Raw genomic sequence first — 16,119 nt, forward strand, 5'->3', positions numbered from 1 at the left:
TTTGTAAATTACCCCAAAACTAGCAAAACAGGCATATAAATCTTTAAGCAAATTTAATGTAGAATCGCAAACTTTTTATTTTAAAATTATAAGGTTATTAAGTTGTTTGGTGTTATTACAGAAAGTCTCCAAAATGCTGTCAGTAAAATCCGATTTCAAGATGATGAGAAAGCATTAAAACGCGCTTTAGAGGAATTAAAAAAATCTCTTTTAAAATCTGATGTGCATTATAAAGTTTTAAAAGAACTTTTAGGAGAAATTGAGGGCAAAACAAAGCTCGCAGGAATAGGCAAGGAGAATTTTTTAAGCGCACTAAAAGAATCACTTCATACGATTTTAACTGCGCCTGGGAATTATGGATTTATTTTTGCGCCCAAGCCACCGACAATCGTATTAATGGCAGGTTTGCAAGGAAGCGGTAAAACGACGACAACTGCAAAATTGGCAAATTATCTTAAGAGTAAGCAGAAAAAGGTTTTATTAGCAGCTTGTGATTTGCAGAGATTGGCTGCTGTGGAGCAGTTGCGTCAGTTAGCTTTACAAGTAGAAGTGGATTTTTTTCATCTTGAGGGAGAATCTCCTATAGAAATTGCGACAAAAGCTAAACAAAAAGCAATCGTTGGGCTTTATGATGTGCTATTGGTAGATACTGCGGGAAGATTGGCAATTGATGAAGCATTAATGCAAGAGTTACAAGGAATCAAAGAAGCAATTAATCCAAGTGAAATTTTTTATGTTGTAGATAGCTTGAGTGGGCAAGATGGAGTAAAAAGTGCGGGAGTCTTTCATCAGAAAATGGATTTAAGTGGGGTGATTTTGAGTAAATTTGATGGGGATAGCAAAGGAGGAATTGCTCTTTCTATTGCTCATCAGCTTGGAATTCCATTACGTTTTATCGGTGTAGGAGAGAAAATCGCAGATTTAGAAGTGTTCATTCCAGAACGCATAGTAGGAAGATTAATGGGTGCAGGGGATATTCATTCTCTTGCTGAAAAAACCGCTGCAGTTATTAGCGAAAAAGAGGCAAAAGATATTTCTAAAAAAATTAAAAAAGGTAAATTCACTTTTAATGATTTCATCTCTCAATTAGACAATATTAAAAAGATTGGTTCTATGCAGTCTATCCTATCAATGTTACCTGGTTTAGGTAATATGGCAAGCGCATTAAAAGATGTGGATTTGGATAATTCCAAAGAAATTAAGCAGATGCGCGCAATGGTTTCTTCTATGACGCCAAAAGAGCGTGAGAATCCAGATTTACTAAACGGTAGCCGTAAAAAACGTATTGCAATGGGGGCTGGGATTGGTGTAAGTGATGTGAATCGCTTTTTAAAACAATTTGAAAATGCAGCAAAAATGGCAAAAAAATTTTCCAACAAAGGTGGAATGGGGGATTTGATGAGTTTAATGAAAGATGCAAGAATGGGACAACTAAGACATTAAGTCTTAAAAACTCCCTAAAAAATAAGGATTTTAAGCATAAGTTTGTCTAAAAGTGAGTAGAATTTCTCTTTTAGACAGATTTATCTGTGATTTAAGATTTATTTCAAGGAGTATATTTTGGCAACTGTAATTCGTTTAACAAAAATGGGACGAAAAAAAAAGCCTTTTTATAGAATCGTTGTAACTGATAGCAGAAAAAGACGTGATGGAGGTTGGATTGAATCTATCGGTTATTACAATCCTCTAGCTGAACCTTCCGTCGTAAAATATGATGCAGAGAGATTGAAATATTGGACAGGCATTGGTGCAAAAATGAGTGAAAGAGTAAAGGCAATTACCAAAGCATAAGTATAGGTAATTAATAATGGTAGAGAATTTTATAGAAGCTTATGTAAAAAAAATTGTTGTGGAACCTGATAGGATTCGTGTAGTTAAAACAGAGATTGACGCGAATTTTTATGAGATTGAAATTCTATCTTCTTTGCAAGATGCAGGACGTTTAATCGGTAAAGATGGAAAAATGATTGGCGCAATTAAAACATTTGTTTCTGGTATCAAGGCAAAGGACGGGAATTCCTATCGCATTATTGTAAAACCACAAGAATCCAAAGAATAAAATGCTTGATAAAGTCGTCCAAAAAGATTGGGTGAGTGTTGCAAAAATTGGTCGCGCAGTAGGCTTTAAAGGGGAAGTCCTTTTACATTTATTAAGTGATTTTCCTGAATCTCTACAATCAGGAAATATCTATTTATCACAAGTTGGAAATCTAACACTAGAATATTACCAACCCAAACGTTCGGTGGCAAAATTTATCCAAATTGATTCTAAAGAAGCTACAAGGCAAATCACAAATCTTATACTTTATACCACTCAAGAACAAAGCAAAAAGCAATGCAAACTTAAAGAAAATGAATTTTTTTGGTTTGATATTGTCGGAAGTGCAATCGTAGAAAATGGTGAGATTTTGGGCTGGGTAAATGAAATTGAGCGCTTTTGTGAGCAGGATTATTTGTCTGTGAAAACCGCTTTTGCACTTGTGGCACAGAATCTCCCTAAGAGTTTTTTGATTCCTTATAATGCGCGTTATATTTTAGAGGTGGAATCCAAAAAAGATTTTACAATCCATTCCAAAGCAGGACCCAAAAATACCTGCGATGAGCAAAAAATTATCTACACACAATTTTGTAGAGAAATCTTAGAAAATAGTTAATGCAATTTTCCATTATTACTTTATTTCCACATTTGATAGAATCCTACTTTAGTGATTCTATTCTTCATCGGGCAATAAAACAAGGGTTAATTCATATAGACTTTGTCAATCCACGCAATTTCAGTCCTCATCGGTTTGCAAAAACAGATGATTATCAAGTGGGTGGGGGTGCAGGGCTTGTGCTAGAACCATTGACTTTAAGCAATGCGCTAGAGTCCGTTAAAAAACACAGTCCAAATACTCATATCATTTTTTTGACACCTTGTGCAAAGTCTTTCACTCAAAAAGACGCTAGACGCCTAAGTCAAAAATCACATATTGCTTTGGTGTGTGGGCGATATGAGGGGTTTGATGAACGTTTAATAGAAAGTTTTGCTGATGAAGTTTTTAGTGTAGGGGATTTTATTTTAACAGGGGGAGAAATTGCGGCACTCTGCTTGTGTGATAGCATTTCAAGGCAAGTAGAAGGAGTGCTTGGCAATCACGATTCTTTACAAGGAGAAAGTTATGAGGAGTTTTTATTAGAAGCACCTAATTTTGTAAAACCCTATAATTTTAAAAATTTAAAGATTCCTTCAGAGTATTCAAAGGGAAATCACGCTAAAATCCGCAACTTAAAATTAAAAGCATCAGAGGCAAAAACTAAATTCTATAGACTAGACCTCTATAATCGCTACAAACAAAGGTTCAAAGATGAGAAATAAATATATTCAACATTTTGAAGATGCACAAATTGCAGGAAAAGAAATCCCACAATTTAAAGCAGGTGATACCCTAAGAATCGGGATTAAAATCTCCGAAGGAGATAAAACAAGGATTCAAAATTTTGAAGGTGTCTGTATTTCATTGCGTGGAAGTGGAACAGGCAAAACTTTTACTATTAGAAAAATTGGTGCAAATGGTGTAGGGGTCGAAAGAATTTTCCCTATTTATTCTCAAAGTATTGAGAGCATCAAAGTGCTTAAAATTGGTCGCGTTAGAAGAGCGAAACTCTATTATCTACGTTCAAGAAGTGGAAAATCTGCAAGAATCAAAGAAGTCAGAAAATAATTGACTTCTTCTGCCAAGAATCTTTAATCACTCACTTAGTTTTCTTAAAATACATTTATTAGTTTAGTAGTATTATAAGCTTTTCTTACAAAAATAATAAAATTAATTTGCAAATTTAACTTAAAATAAACATTATCTTCTACTTGACATTTTATTTACCATTCATTTATGAATTAAATAGTAAAATTAAGCTATGAATAGTTAGGATTAAATCGTTCGCGATTTTTGCTTAATTAAGGAGAAGGTGTTGTATGAAGAAAATGAAACCTAATTTGCAAGAAAAACAATTTGAAGACAATGAAATTATTGTTTCTAAAACAGATTTAAAAGGAAAAATTCTGTATGGCAATAGGATTTTTATTGAGCTTTCGGGCTATACTGAAAAAGAGCTTTTAGGTAAGCCACACAATATCGTTCGCCATCCAGATATGCCAAAGGTTATTTTTAAATTTTTGTGGAACTTCATTCAAGGGGGAAAAGAAATTATAGCTTATGTGAAGAATCTTTCTAAAGATGGCTCATATTATTGGGTTAAGGCATTTGTTACACCCTCGTTTAATGGAAAAGGAGAGATTGTCGGCTATCATTCTATTCGGCTTAAACCAACAGAACAAGCCAAACAAGCCATAATCCCACTTTATAAAGAACTATTAGAAATTGAGCAAAGAGAAGGAATCCAAAAAAGTCAAGAAAGACTAGAAAGGATTTTAGCACAAAGAGGAGAGAGTTATGAAGAATTCGTATTATCTTTATAAATATTCCAGATATTTTAATTATTGTTTTATATTTATTTTTATTTTCTTATTTATTATTGAATGGTTGGATATTCACTATCTCTTAGAATTTTTTGTTTTTTGTTTAGGGCTAGTTGCTTGTGTTTTGACGCTTATAGCGGGAAATAGAAGAGATATGTATATTAAAGAAATTACCAATTGTGTGGAGCGACTCTCCAATGGAGATTTGGAAGCAAGAATTACTAATATCCAAGATAATGGCGCTTTGGGTAATCTCTCTTGGCATATCAATGATTTGGCTGATCAAGTGGAATCCTTTGTTAGGGCTTCTTCTTCCGCTATTACTGCAGCAAGCAACAAGAGATATAAAAGAAAAGTTAATTCACACTCTTTGAAAGGAACCTTTGCCTATGTGGGCGGGCTTGTCAATGTGGCTTCTAATGCGATTGAAGAAGCAGATAAATTGGGCGCAAGAGGGTTGATTATCAATCAAGTTTCCAAAAAGAGCGCTTTAAGTCTTAAGAAAGATTTAAATTCCATTTCTACAAATTTAAATAATGTGATTTCAGTAATGAATGAAGTTTCTAAAGAGACAAAGACGATTTCTGAATCTTCTAATAATGGAATGCAGAGTGTGCATATTATTATGAATAACTTTTCTAACCTTTCTGCTATGATGGCACAAACTTCACAATCTTTTGAATGTTTTACAAAACGAATCAAAGAAATTGACTCCTTTGTTTTGTTGATTAAAGAAATAACAGACCAAACCAATCTCCTAGCCCTTAATGCCGCCATTGAAGCAGCAAGAGCTGGAGAACACGGAAGAGGATTCGCAGTGGTTGCTGATGAAGTGCGCAAGCTTGCGGAACGTGCGACTAAAACTGCTTCAGAAATTTCCTCTACTACACAGGTAATTAACCAAGAAATGAATGAAATTTCAGGTTATGTCAAAGAGATTGATACAATTGCAAATGAGTCTAATGATTTAATGATTTCATTTAATGAAACTTTTGGTTCAATGGATAAGCAAGCTTCTTATCTGTTAGATTCTATATTGCATACCAATAAGACTTCTTATATTGCATTATTAGAATTAGATTGTATTTTGAAAAAATTTGCTTCTTATTCTGCAGTGATTACAAATGAGATTCCACAAATCACTTCGCAATGTAATCTTGGAGAAAACTCTCTGATTGATAAGAGCGTTTGTCAAAAAATCTTTGATTTTGATGCAAGTATTCGGGAATTTTTGGAGTTTATCAAGCTTGGCAATTACACGCAAAACCAAGAACAATTACAAGATTATTGTCAGAAATTTGAAGCTAAAAGCGCAGAGGTTTCTCAAGAACTTCACGCCATTTCATAAGCTAGATTGTATTATTATGGTAATTTTGCGTGATAGTTTAAGTTTTATATAAATAAAGCTAAGATGTAAGTGTGTTTTAATCCTCTCCAACCCATCGAAAAACAATCTTGCGCAAGATTCTCTCTAGTATCCCCCTCAAAAACTTCCAATGCATCACTGCACCACCTAAAAGCCCAAACAAACTACCAATGGTAATATCTAGGATTCTTGCCTTGATAATAAGGTTTGGGTCATAGTTCATAAAGCTAGCAACTTCTGCTAAATAAGTGGAATAGGGTGTTAAAAATACCATAGCCAAAGCATAATTCCTAACCGTTGTTAATTCTGCAAAGAACATTAGAACCATCATTAAAAACGCAAATTGAATCGGGCTGAAACTAAAATGCAATAAAAAGTAAGCAAAACTCACTCCCACGATTGTGCCTAAGATTCTTTGCGTTTGTTTAATCCAAATTTGCTTAAAAGTGATGGCTGTTAAAACGCTTGCACAGCTTACCCCAACCCAATAGCCACGTTCTAGTTCTAAAAAACTCTGAAAAATCATAGATGCGCTAACGAAAAATGCAATAATAATGGGGTCAATGATAATGACACCAAATCCAAATTCTCCTATTTTTGAAATGGGTTTGGGCGGGTGTTTGAAAATATAAATGACGTTTAAAGAATAGAGGAGAACCATTACATTTGCAATCATAGTGCCAAGTGCGACAAGCCCGATAGCGAAAGGATAATCTTTAATTTCAAAAGGAATATAAGTCCCTAAAATCATTGCAAAAGTGAAGAAAAAGAATCCCGGAGCACCTATGCTAAAATAACGCACAACTTGCGCACTAATCATCGTGACTAAAAAAACAATAAGTGGAATAAGTGTAGGATAGGTTTGTCCCACAAGCCCAAGTGTAAAAGAAGTTATGATTCCAAATGCACACGCCATACTTAAAATCATTTTGTGATAAATAGGTGTATCTGGGACATAAAGAAAAATATTTGTCCCAATAATTGCGACAAGCCCTAAATCAGGACGATTAAAGAACGCTGCGACAAAAAGCACCACTGCAACACTAAGCCCAGCAAAAAATGGCATTTGCCATAACCTATCACTAGGATTCCAAGTAAAGATAAGTTTAATATTTTCTTGAATTTTCTGAAAAAAATTCATTTAAACTCCTTGATATGTGGGTAAAATTATAGCATTAATTAAAGCGTGATTCTAATATTTGCTATAATGCTAAAAACTAAAGGGATTCTATGAAAATCATTGCAAGTAATTTCAAAACCAATCATACAAGAAAAAGCACTTTGCAGTTTTGTGCAGAGCTAGAAAGGTTTGTTGAACTAAACAGGCAATCTTTTACACACAAAATCGTCCTTTTTCCTCCACAAACTGCACTTTTGGAGAATTGCTTTAAGCATTTTCAAATTGGCGCTCAAAATGCTTATCCTGCGCAAAACGGCTCCTATACAGGTGAGATTGGACTAGAGCAATTAGAAGAGTTTGGGATTCAAACTATTTTGATTGGACATAGTGAAAGGCGTGGGATATTGGGAGAATCGCAAAGTTTTTGTACAAGTAAATTTGATTTTTTTAGCAAGCTCGGATTTAAGATTTATTATTGTATTGGAGAATCTCAAGAGGTTAAAGAGCAAGGAATCGAAGCAGTTTTAGAGTTTTTGGAATCAGAGTTTGTAGGGATTGATTTAAGTTATCCTCATTTGGTGGTGGCTTATGAGCCAATTTGGGCGATTGGTAGCGGAGTGAGTGCAAGTTTAGCAGAAATTATACAAATTCACACACGCTTAAAGCAAAAATTAGGTAAAATTCCGCTTTTGTATGGCGGAAGCGTGAAACCTCAAAATGTGCGTGAGATTCTCTCCTTAAATGGAGTAGATGGTGTATTGATAGGAAGTGCAAGTTGGGAGATTTCAAGCTTTTTTCAGATATTAGATAATTCATTGGATTGTAAGGAGTAAAAATGATTATGCAGGGCAAAAAAGGCTTAGTTGTCGGTGTGGCAAACAACAAGTCTATTGCGTATGGAATCACAAAATCTTGTAAGGAACAAGGTGCCACGATAGGTTTAACTTATATGAATGAACAAATCCAAAAACGCGTGCTTCCCATTGCAGAGGAAATCGGAAATTCTAAGTTTGTTTATGAGCTAGATGTAAGCAAAAAGGAGCATTTTGCGCTTTTGCGTGAAAGTATCAAGCGAGATTTTGGAACATTGGATTTCTTGGTGCATAGTGTTGCTTTTGCCCCCAAAGAGGCATTAGATGGGAGCTTTTTGGATACGACAAAAGAAGCCTTTAATACTACAATGGAAGTTTCGGTGTATTCTCTAATTGAGCTTTGTCGTGAGTTAAAGCCTGTATTAAGCAAGAATGCTTCTATTTTGACTTTAAGTTATCTAGGCGGTGTAAAGCACGTAGCACATTATAATGTAATGGGTGTAGCTAAAGCCGCTTTGGAATCTAGTGTGCGCTATTTGGCTTACGATTTAGGGAGTGAGGGAATCCGCGTGAATGCAATTTCTGCAGGTCCAATTCGCACACTTGCCGCAAGTGGAATCGGGGATTTTCGCTTCATCTTAAAATGGAATGAAGCCAATTCGCCTTTGCGTAAAAATGTTGGCATTGAGGAAGTGGGTAATTCCGCGATGTATCTTCTCTCGCCTCTTGCAAGTGCAGTGAGCGGAGAGGTGCATTATGTAGATTGTGGTTATAATATTATGGGAATGTGCGCCGTAGAGGAAAAAGACGGCAAAGCAACAATGGTTTGGGATTCTTATAAATAAGTGTTAGTGAAGCAAGGAGAGAGTTGTGGAATCGCAATTAATGGCATTAGCGATTGAAACTTATAAAATTACACTTACCCTTTCTCTCCCGATGTTGCTTGTCGGTTTGGTAGTGGGCTTGATGATTAGTATTTTTCAAGCCACCACGCAAATTAACGAAATGACACTTACCTTTGTGCCAAAGATTCTAGCGGTCATTGTGGTAATTATCTTTACAATGCCTTGGATGTTGAATATGTTAATGGACTTTACGACAAGAATCTTTAATATGATGCCAAGTTTTTTGTTTTAATGTTTTCAAAACTCATAGATTTTTCGCACTATACGAGCGTGAGAGTTGGCACACCACTTCCATTAAACTATATAGAATCCCCACAAGATTATGTTGCTCTCCTAGAACAAACTCCCACGCAAATCATCGGCAAAGCAAATAATCTCTTGATTTCACCCAATGCCAAGAATCTCTGCACTCTAAGTAAAAAATTTGATTATATTAAAGATTTAGGAGATAGTTTAGAAGTGGGAGCTGCAACGCCTAGTGGCAAGTTATTTTCTTATGCGAAGCGACATAATTTATGGGGTTTTGAGATTCTTTGTGGATTGCCAGGAAGTATAGGTGGAATCCTTAAGATGAATGCGGGACTTAAAGCCTATGAAATCCAACAAGTAACGCTTGGAATCTTGCAGTTAGATTCCAAAGCTAAATTAGAATTTAAAGGCGTTAAAAGCTTGGGTTTGGGGTATCGTAGTAGTAGTATTTCGGGATTTATTTTTGCTGGAATCTTTAAAAAGCAAGTAGGATTTCAGCAGAATTTGGTAGGGGAATTTACGAAAATGCGTGCAAATCAACCCACAGAGCCTAGCTTTGGGAGTTGTTTTAAGAATCCCAAAGGCGATTTTGCGGGGCGATTGATTGAGCAAATAGGATTAAAAGGTGTGCGATTTGGCAAAAATAAGAGTTTATGCTTCAGCCCAAAACACGCAAATTTTCTTATCAATCTTGGGGATTCTACTTTTGAGGAAGTCTTGGAGTTGATAGAGTTTGCAAAAGAGAAAGTGCAGAAAGATTGTGGAATCATATTAGAAAATGAAGTGCAAATTGTGCAGTAGAATCCACGAATTTTGAGTGATTAGTGATTGAGTTTAGATTGAGGAAAAAAGATGAGATGAAGCGATTTTGATTTTAAAGATACACGAATCATTGGTGATTTTTTAAACCAAATAGAGTTTGGCACACTCTTAATGCCTGATAGCATCCCTTATGCTGTGCCACTTAGTTTTTGCTATGAGGATTCTAAAATTTATCTGCTATCCCATACTTTTTACATCACACGATTTTTTGATAGATTTGCATTATTCTCTCTCCCATAGAGGAAAGAGAGAAATTTTTTACTATAAATTCACGATTTGTTTGGATTATATTAGGGTTTCTCAAAAGAGACTCTAAGGCACGAATAAACTCTTCTTTATTAGGTTTTGGTGTTAAAATAAAATTTGGTTTTCCTTCTTGAATTAAATATAAGTCTGCAATAGAGCCAATATCACTCGCAATACTTGGAATATTCATCAATAATGCTTGCATAAGGCTTTGTGGCACGCCTTCATTTTTATCGCTTGTGAGTAAAAAGAAATCTAAAGTTGCCAAAAATTCTGCTGGTTTTTTTGTATATCCAATGCAGCGTATAATCTCTCGCTTTGCTTTTAAGTTTGTCTCTTTTGCAAGATTCTCTAAGTATATTTGATTATCCCCACTTCCTGCAATAATAAAAAGGATATTTGGGTATTTTTGGCAAATTTCTTGCGCTACCTCGATAAAAATATCTTGTCGTTTAAATCCACGCATTATACCAAGATTTCCAACCACTAAAACATCTTGTGGAATTCCATATTGCATACGCATTTGCATTTTATTGTATTTCGTGCTATTAAAGATTGTTTCATCAATTCCTGTAGGTATAGATAGAATCTTATTTGGTTTGATGCGATTTTCTCGTATCATTGTTTGGCGAACTTTCTCGCCTGTAGTAATGATAAAGTCTGCTAAAGAGTTAATAAAATTTAAACGTGATGGGTGAATTTTGTTGGACAGATGACGTGTGCGAATGAATTTTGCTCCACTTCTAATACTTGCTAATCCACCACACCAAGTGTCAATGCCACTATGTGTATTGATAATATCAAATTGATTATTTTTTAGAATATTATGGATTTGCCAAATAGTTTTTAAATCACTTTTTCCATTAAAAGGTAAAGTATAAGTGACAAATCCTCTTTCTTGAGCCTTTTGTAGAATTTTTGCATTTTTCCTTGTAGCAAGTGCTAGATAACACCCAAGTTTATGCATTTCTTCCATCTCATTAAGAATCCGAATCTCTTGCCCTCCAAAGCCTTCTGACCATTCTGTGTGCAAAATGCGTATCATTTCCCAAGCCCTTTAATAGTTGTCGTCGTTTGTTGTTAATATTTTTAAGATTGCTAAAGGATACAAAAGATGTTCTAGTTTATGAATCCGCGTTTCATAAGAAGTTAAACTTTCTTTTGGAATCTTTGCAATTACACCTTGGGCGATGATTTCTCCGCTATCTAACTCCTCATTCACATAATGCACACTTACACCACCAAAGCACATAGGAGAAGCGTAGGATTCTACGATTCCGTGCGCTCCTTTGTAAAGTGGTAAAAGGGAGGGGTGGATATTGATAGAACGAATATTTTGTGTAAAAATAGGTGTCAAAATTCGCATAAATCCGGCTAATACACATAAATCTAGCTTGAGAGGCTTTAAAATCTCTACCAAATCTCTATCAAATATTTTTCTATCTGTATATTGACTGCTTGGTAAAACTTGTATGGGTATGCCTAAATTATTTGCTCTTTGTAGCCCATAGGCATTACAGACATTGCTAAGGGCTAATACAACTTCTATTTTAAAGGAATCTTCCTCATTGGATTCTATGAAATTATCCTCAATCCCACTGATAAGCATTCCCTCTATTTGTTTCATTAACCCCTTTGCTTTAAAGGACTTTTGATGTAGTGTTTTAATAATAGCTTCTAAATTGCTCCCATTGCCACTAAATAAAATTGCGATTCTTTTTGTCTGCACAAAATTTCACTTAACAAAAAATTGTGGGTGTGTTTGCTTTAAATTTTCAATATTTTGCAAAATCTCTTGGACACCATATTCTAAGCTTTGCTCATCTAAACCTTCAATATAAGCGTCCAATGCCTCTTGCATAGACGATTCCTTAATGCCACTTAAATGCAAGGCTACACAGAGCATATCACTAAGTTGAATGGACAATTCTTCTATTTCTTCTTCTAGCTCTTTGATTCTCTCTTTACTCATATTCTTCTCCTCTTAAAATATTTTGCACACATTCTTTGATATCTTCATAGATAAAACTCTCTTTAAACCCTTCAATTTTACCTCCACTTGCGTTTGCATGTCCCCCACCATTGAAGCAGTTTTGCGCTAAAAGGCTTACGTCGCATTGATTATTTGCTCGCAAACTTACATTGCCTCGCGCACTTACATCTATAAAGAAATCAAATTGTGGATTGTTTTTTAAAAATAAATTGGCAAGCACGGAAATATTACCAATGCTATAACTTAAAAATCCACGATATTTACCATAATATATACTGCATTGTTCTGCCTTTTGGGTTAATAGATTGCATTGAAAGTTAGAGACGAGATTATCTAGCGTATCACTTAGTAAGTTGCCTTTTAAAAAGCATTTTTTCATTTCTAAAACCGCATTATCTAACAAAATTGCACCTTTTTCTTGTGGGAGAAATTTTGCAGATTCTTTTAATAAAGCAAGTTTGTAGTGGCGGTCTTCTCCATCAAACATAAAACGATTGAGTTCTTTGCATTCTACAATTAAGCGCATTGCAACTTTACCAAATTCAAATGCATAGCCTCCCTCTAGCCATAAATCTATGCTATTAATCATTCGCACCATCGGCGTGAGCCATTTTTGCACAGAATCACAAAGTCCATAACGCGCAAGCAAGGTGTCATAGATAATTTGTGTCGCGCATCGCTTGGTATCTAAATAATACCAAGTGTATTTTTGTGCGCATTCTTGACCACTTTTATGATGATCTAATAATTCAAAGGTTACTTGGAATCCATTGAGATTCAATTCAAGCACAGCTTGCACTAAACTATCACATTCTTCAAGAGTTAGATTTAAATCAGTAATTAGAATATGCGTTGCATTGTTTTTAGGATTTTTTGTTTTTGTGCGCTTTATTTCTCTGTAAATTTGCTCTAAACGGGCATTGACTTCTTTGCCATAATTTGCATTATAAAAATGCAGGGATAAAGAAGGATCGTGGGCAAAAGCATTGGTATAGATTTCACGGCTTACCATTTGACAACCATAGCCGTCCAAATCAATATGGGATAAATGATAGATTTGCATAATCCTCCTTATAGTGCAAACTCAACCGTGCCTAGAATTTCATATTTGCTTTGATAATCAATTTCTGCAGTGCTTAAAGTAATCATATTGCGTCCAAATCCATATTGTTCAATAAAAATCGCTAAAGGTTTCCTTAGTATCATTGGAGTGCCACCGATAATCGTAGGCACAGCACCCATAGAAGCAGCTTTTTGGCGAGAAACATTCAGTGCATCTAGTAAGTTTTGTGATTCCGTTGGGCTTAGACGTAATCTTTGTCCTATTTTTTGTTGGTCTGGCAAACGTTCTAATAGAAATTGCTCTAATGCTGGGGAGAGTATGAAATAACGCAAGATTCCATCATCACTTTGGAAATTATGCGTAATGAGACGCTTTAAACACGCACGCACATATTCCGTAAGTGTTGGTAAATCACCCTTATATGCGGGATAGCCATCAGCAATAGCTTCGGCAATGCTCAACATATCTTTTATAGGAATTTGTTCGTGCAAAAGTTCTTTTAAAATATGTTGAATCGTGCCAACCCCTACGCCTTTAATCTCTTCTGCTAAAATTGGATAATCTTTGCCAAGTTTTTCTAGTAGATTATGCACTTCTTGGCGCGTGAGTAATTCTTCAGCGTGTTGTTTAATCAATTCTTGGATATGTGTGCTAATTACAGTTGCACCATCAATAGGCGTGTAACCTTCGATAATTGCATCTTCTTTTTTATTTTCATCAATCCAATAAGCATCTAGTCCAAATACAGGCTCTTTGGTTGGGATTCCATCAGGCAACTCCCCTGCAAAACTACTTGCAGCAACTGCAAGATATTTGTCTGCCATCACTTTCCCACGACCAATTTCAATTTCTTTTAATAAGATTTGGTATTCATCAGGTGGCAAATTCAAATCATCACGTAAATGCACCATTGGAACGAGGATTCCATATTCTGTTGCCATTGCTTTACGAATTTGACGAATCTTATTAACTAACTCTCCACCTTGTGCTGGGTCTGCAAATTTAATCAATTGATACCCAAGCCCCACGCGCAAGATTTTAACTTTAAGCGCATTTTCAATTTCGGCTTCATCACGTTTTTTACGCTCTTCTTCGCTTTCTTTTGGTTGTTGTTTTGCACCTTGCGTAGCAGCAGATTGTTGCCTTGCTTGCTGACGTTGAGGTAGATTATCTACATCTTGTAACCCATCTCCTTTTGTTTTATTCTCTCTCTTTATCTTTTTAAGGAGTGTTTCTACATATTTCCATATATCCCCTTCTTTTTGTTTGCTTAGAAGCAGAGCAAGGGTTAAAAAGAGCAAACCCACGAAGCCTAATGAGAGAGTAGGTAAGCCTGGCACAAGTGCAAAAAGCAATAGAATACAGCCAACAATTAAAAGTGTTTTAGATTCATTAATGAGTTGGTCAATAATTCCAGAGGCAAAATTTTCACCCTCTTTGCTGAAGCGCGTTACAATAATACCAGTAGCGGTGGCAACAATCAGGGCAGGGAGCTGGGAAACTAAACCATCACCTATGGTTAAAATAGTAAAAGTTGAAGCAGAATCTGCTACCGTCATATCTCTCTGAAATACGCCAATTAGAAATCCACCAATGATATTAATCAGTGTGATAATAATCCCAGCAATTGCATCACCTTTGACAAATTTGTTTGCACCATCCATAGAACCATAGAAGTCAGCTTCTGTCGCTAGTGCGTCTCGTCTAGCTTTTGCTTCCTCTTGCCCAATAATTCCAGAGTTTAAATCTGCATCAATTGCCATTTGTTTTCCCGGCATTGCATCAAGAGTAAAGCGCGCCTTGACTTCAGAAACTCTTGTAGAACCATTTGTTACAACCATAAAGTTGATAATGACTAAAATAATAAATAAAATGATTCCAATGACATAATTTCCGCCAACAACAAACTGCCCAAAAGCATTGATAATATCACTAACTGCTTCAGGTCCTAAATGCCCATTGCTTAAAATCATTCTTGTTGTTGCGATATTTAAGGCTAAGCGAAAGAGTGTAATGATAAGCAAAAGTGTAGGAAAAGCTGAAAAATCTGTGGGCTTTTTCACATAAAGTGCAATTAAGATGATTAATGCGGAAAGTGCAATAGAAATAGCCAAGAAAAAGTCTAGCAAGGAACTTGGTAAAGGCACAATGATGATTGCCAAAATAGCAATGATAAAAAAGACGACCGTTAAATCTTTTGAGCCTGATAAAAAGGATAAAAAGGGCATAATCTTGCTTAATAAAGATGCTTTTTTATCTGCGGTCGCCAAATCTACTCCAAAATAATAAATTAATTTGTAATTCTAATCGTTTTTAGGTTATAAAATCAAGAAATTGACTAGAATTTTAGCGTATTTTTACATTTTTATGATAGAATCGCAAATTTTATTTAATAATACCAATCAGGAGGTCAAAATGGCTCAAGATTCGGCGAAAAAAAGAGAAATTACTTCTGCTTTTGCTAGAAATCCCAAAGACACAGGTTCCACAGAAGTGCAAATTGCTTTGCTTAGTGATAGGATTAAAACGCTTACCCAGCATTTAAAAGTAAATCAAAAAGACCATTCTAGTCGCTTGGGGCTTAGAAAGCTTGTTTCTAAAAGAAAAGGTTTGCTAACTTATTTGCGCCGCACAGACTTTAAAAGCTACGCAAATGTCATTGAAAAATTAGGATTAAAAGATAGAGGTTAAGAGGTTGTGGGATCTCACAATCTGTTTAATTATTGGGACTAGGCTTTCTCAATTTTTTCTAGTTTTATTGCGCACAATAAAAGATTTTGTGAAGTATCTTGTCCATCAACTAAGCTATAAACTCTATTTGATTTAAATACAAATAGAGTTTATATCCTTGCTATTTCCTTATCTTTTTAAAGCTTCTTTGATTTTCTCATCTGTTTTATATTGACCTAGTGCATAAACTGCCCAAATTGCTGCTGGTAACCAGCCTATCAAAGTTACTTGAAGAATTAAGCAAATAATACCTGCAATTGGACGCCCTATGGTAAAAAATACAGCAAAAGGTAAAAAAATTGCGAGTAAAAGTCTCATATCGTCTCCTTGTTATAATATATTTTGTGAAACGAA

20 protein-coding genes are annotated in these 16,119 nt (G+C 35.2%); 13 read left to right on the forward strand and 7 right to left on the reverse strand.

Annotation, left to right across the window (positions count from 1 at the left end; genetic code table 11):
• Window positions 1–102: 102 nt before the first annotated feature.
• From ffh to Q0Y61_RS03275, 8 genes are all read left to right on the forward strand, one after another.
• Window positions 103–1,443, forward strand: a complete 1,341-nt coding sequence (gene ffh, locus Q0Y61_RS03240; protein WP_297811262.1) for a signal recognition particle protein — start codon at window positions 103–105, stop codon at window positions 1,441–1,443.
• A gap of 117 nt (window positions 1,444–1,560) precedes the next feature.
• Window positions 1,561–1,791, forward strand: a complete 231-nt coding sequence (gene rpsP / locus Q0Y61_RS03245) for a 30S ribosomal protein S16 (RefSeq protein WP_297811265.1) — start codon at window positions 1,561–1,563, stop codon at window positions 1,789–1,791.
• 16 nt (window positions 1,792–1,807) lie between these two features.
• Complete coding sequence (locus tag Q0Y61_RS03250; protein ID WP_297811269.1) at window positions 1,808–2,059, forward strand: KH domain-containing protein; 252 nt, start codon at window positions 1,808–1,810, stop codon at window positions 2,057–2,059.
• 1 nt (window position 2,060) lies between these two features.
• The gene (gene rimM / locus Q0Y61_RS03255; RefSeq protein ID WP_297811272.1) at window positions 2,061–2,654 is read left to right on the forward strand and encodes a ribosome maturation factor RimM; all 594 of its coding nucleotides are present in this window, start codon (window positions 2,061–2,063) and stop codon (window positions 2,652–2,654) included.
• Window positions 2,654–3,358 (forward strand): tRNA (guanosine(37)-N1)-methyltransferase TrmD, encoded by a 705-nt coding sequence (trmD, locus tag Q0Y61_RS03260; RefSeq protein ID WP_297811276.1) that lies wholly within the window; start codon window positions 2,654–2,656, stop codon window positions 3,356–3,358. The genes rimM and trmD overlap by 1 nt, the downstream gene beginning before the upstream one ends.
• On the forward strand, window positions 3,348–3,704 hold the full coding sequence (gene rplS / locus Q0Y61_RS03265) for a 50S ribosomal protein L19 (protein WP_297811278.1): 357 nt from the start codon (window positions 3,348–3,350) through the stop codon (window positions 3,702–3,704). Before trmD ends, rplS begins: the two co-directional genes overlap by 11 nt.
• Before the next feature lie 251 nt (window positions 3,705–3,955).
• Window positions 3,956–4,459 (forward strand): PAS domain-containing protein, encoded by a 504-nt coding sequence (locus Q0Y61_RS03270; protein ID WP_366517282.1) that lies wholly within the window; start codon window positions 3,956–3,958, stop codon window positions 4,457–4,459.
• Complete coding sequence (locus tag Q0Y61_RS03275; RefSeq protein WP_297811280.1) at window positions 4,434–5,807, forward strand: methyl-accepting chemotaxis protein; 1,374 nt, start codon at window positions 4,434–4,436, stop codon at window positions 5,805–5,807. The genes Q0Y61_RS03270 and Q0Y61_RS03275 overlap by 26 nt, the downstream gene beginning before the upstream one ends.
• A 76-nt stretch (window positions 5,808–5,883) precedes the next feature.
• Here Q0Y61_RS03275 and Q0Y61_RS03280 read toward each other — a convergent pair whose 3' ends face one another.
• The gene (locus tag Q0Y61_RS03280) at window positions 5,884–6,966 is read right to left on the reverse strand and encodes an FUSC family protein (RefSeq protein WP_297811283.1); all 1,083 of its coding nucleotides are present in this window, start codon (window positions 6,964–6,966) and stop codon (window positions 5,884–5,886) included.
• Window positions 6,967–7,055: 89 nt separating this feature from the next.
• On the opposite strand from Q0Y61_RS03280, the gene Q0Y61_RS03285 reads away from it, so the two are divergent.
• Genes Q0Y61_RS03285 through Q0Y61_RS03300 form a run of 4 tightly spaced genes read left to right on the forward strand, consistent with a single transcriptional unit; the run spans window position 7,056 to window position 9,712 of the window.
• The gene (locus Q0Y61_RS03285) at window positions 7,056–7,778 is read left to right on the forward strand and encodes a triose-phosphate isomerase (RefSeq protein ID WP_297811286.1); all 723 of its coding nucleotides are present in this window, start codon (window positions 7,056–7,058) and stop codon (window positions 7,776–7,778) included.
• 2 nt (window positions 7,779–7,780) lie between these two features.
• Window positions 7,781–8,602 carry an enoyl-ACP reductase FabI gene (gene fabI, locus Q0Y61_RS03290; protein WP_297811289.1) on the forward strand — a complete coding sequence of 274 codons (822 nt, stop codon included), beginning with the start codon at window positions 7,781–7,783 and terminating at the stop codon, window positions 8,600–8,602.
• A 25-nt stretch (window positions 8,603–8,627) separates the two neighbouring features.
• Window positions 8,628–8,894: a flagellar biosynthesis protein FliQ gene (fliQ, locus tag Q0Y61_RS03295; RefSeq protein WP_297811292.1), complete on the forward strand. Its 267-nt coding sequence runs from the start codon at window positions 8,628–8,630 to the stop codon at window positions 8,892–8,894.
• The gene (locus tag Q0Y61_RS03300) at window positions 8,894–9,712 is read left to right on the forward strand and encodes a UDP-N-acetylmuramate dehydrogenase (RefSeq protein WP_297811297.1); all 819 of its coding nucleotides are present in this window, start codon (window positions 8,894–8,896) and stop codon (window positions 9,710–9,712) included. The genes fliQ and Q0Y61_RS03300 overlap by 1 nt, the downstream gene beginning before the upstream one ends.
• A 217-nt stretch (window positions 9,713–9,929) precedes the next feature.
• Here Q0Y61_RS03300 and Q0Y61_RS03305 read toward each other — a convergent pair whose 3' ends face one another.
• The 5 genes from Q0Y61_RS03305 to flhA all read right to left on the reverse strand — a co-directional run bounded on the left by Q0Y61_RS03305 (window position 9,930) and on the right by flhA (window position 15,263).
• A complete protein-coding gene (locus tag Q0Y61_RS03305) occupies window positions 9,930–11,024 on the reverse strand; it encodes a glycosyltransferase family 4 protein (protein WP_297811301.1) in 1,095 nt (364 codons plus the stop codon).
• Between the two features lie 12 nt (window positions 11,025–11,036).
• Complete coding sequence (gene purN, locus Q0Y61_RS03310) at window positions 11,037–11,606, reverse strand: phosphoribosylglycinamide formyltransferase (RefSeq protein WP_297811305.1); 570 nt, start codon at window positions 11,604–11,606, stop codon at window positions 11,037–11,039.
• Between the two features lie 108 nt (window positions 11,607–11,714).
• Window positions 11,715–11,951, reverse strand: coding sequence for a hypothetical protein (locus Q0Y61_RS03315; protein ID WP_297811308.1), 237 nt, complete (start codon window positions 11,949–11,951; stop codon window positions 11,715–11,717).
• Window positions 11,944–13,035: a 3',5'-cyclic-nucleotide phosphodiesterase gene (locus tag Q0Y61_RS03320; protein ID WP_297811311.1), complete on the reverse strand. Its 1,092-nt coding sequence runs from the start codon at window positions 13,033–13,035 to the stop codon at window positions 11,944–11,946. The genes Q0Y61_RS03315 and Q0Y61_RS03320 overlap by 8 nt, the downstream gene beginning before the upstream one ends.
• Window positions 13,036–13,043: 8 nt before the next feature.
• Entirely contained in the window at window positions 13,044–15,263 is a 2,220-nt protein-coding gene (gene flhA, locus Q0Y61_RS03325; RefSeq protein WP_297811314.1) for a flagellar biosynthesis protein FlhA, read from the reverse strand.
• Window positions 15,264–15,450: 187 nt separating this feature from the next.
• On the opposite strand from flhA, the gene rpsO reads away from it, so the two are divergent.
• Window positions 15,451–15,726, forward strand: coding sequence for a 30S ribosomal protein S15 (gene rpsO / locus Q0Y61_RS03330; RefSeq protein WP_297811317.1), 276 nt, complete (start codon window positions 15,451–15,453; stop codon window positions 15,724–15,726).
• A gap of 168 nt (window positions 15,727–15,894) precedes the next feature.
• Here rpsO and Q0Y61_RS03335 read toward each other — a convergent pair whose 3' ends face one another.
• Entirely contained in the window at window positions 15,895–16,083 is a 189-nt protein-coding gene (locus tag Q0Y61_RS03335; protein WP_297811321.1) for a YqaE/Pmp3 family membrane protein, read from the reverse strand.
• Between the last annotated feature and the right edge of the window lie 36 nt (window positions 16,084–16,119).

The organism is uncultured Helicobacter sp., from assembly GCF_947367035.1.
In the GTDB taxonomy this organism is placed as follows: domain Bacteria; phylum Campylobacterota; class Campylobacteria; order Campylobacterales; family Helicobacteraceae; genus Helicobacter_D.

Coding starts and splice junctions, on each gene's coding strand:
- Q0Y61_RS03250 (WP_297811269.1), top strand. CDS start 1,808: ATGGTAGAGAATTTTATAGAAGCTTATGTAAAAAAAATTGTTGTGGAA.
- rimM (WP_297811272.1), top strand. CDS start 2,061: ATGCTTGATAAAGTCGTCCAAAAAGATTGGGTGAGTGTTGCAAAAATT.
- trmD (WP_297811276.1), top strand. CDS start 2,654: ATGCAATTTTCCATTATTACTTTATTTCCACATTTGATAGAATCCTAC.
- rplS (WP_297811278.1), top strand. CDS start 3,348: ATGAGAAATAAATATATTCAACATTTTGAAGATGCACAAATTGCAGGA.
- Q0Y61_RS03270 (WP_366517282.1), top strand. CDS start 3,956: ATGAAGAAAATGAAACCTAATTTGCAAGAAAAACAATTTGAAGACAAT.
- Q0Y61_RS03275 (WP_297811280.1), top strand. CDS start 4,434: ATGAAGAATTCGTATTATCTTTATAAATATTCCAGATATTTTAATTAT.
- Q0Y61_RS03280 (WP_297811283.1), bottom strand. CDS start 6,966: ATGAATTTTTTTCAGAAAATTCAAGAAAATATTAAACTTATCTTTACT.
- Q0Y61_RS03285 (WP_297811286.1), top strand. CDS start 7,056: ATGAAAATCATTGCAAGTAATTTCAAAACCAATCATACAAGAAAAAGC.
- fabI (WP_297811289.1), top strand. CDS start 7,781: ATGATTATGCAGGGCAAAAAAGGCTTAGTTGTCGGTGTGGCAAACAAC.
- Q0Y61_RS03300 (WP_297811297.1), top strand. CDS start 8,894: ATGTTTTCAAAACTCATAGATTTTTCGCACTATACGAGCGTGAGAGTT.
- Q0Y61_RS03305 (WP_297811301.1), bottom strand. CDS start 11,024: ATGATACGCATTTTGCACACAGAATGGTCAGAAGGCTTTGGAGGGCAA.
- purN (WP_297811305.1), bottom strand. CDS start 11,606: ATGAAACAAATAGAGGGAATGCTTATCAGTGGGATTGAGGATAATTTC.
- Q0Y61_RS03315 (WP_297811308.1), bottom strand. CDS start 11,951: ATGAGTAAAGAGAGAATCAAAGAGCTAGAAGAAGAAATAGAAGAATTG.
- Q0Y61_RS03320 (WP_297811311.1), bottom strand. CDS start 13,035: ATGCAAATCTATCATTTATCCCATATTGATTTGGACGGCTATGGTTGT.
- flhA (WP_297811314.1), bottom strand. CDS start 15,263: ATGCCCTTTTTATCCTTTTTATCAGGCTCAAAAGATTTAACGGTCGTC.
- rpsO (WP_297811317.1), top strand. CDS start 15,451: ATGGCTCAAGATTCGGCGAAAAAAAGAGAAATTACTTCTGCTTTTGCT.
- Q0Y61_RS03335 (WP_297811321.1), bottom strand. CDS start 16,083: ATGAGACTTTTACTCGCAATTTTTTTACCTTTTGCTGTATTTTTTACC.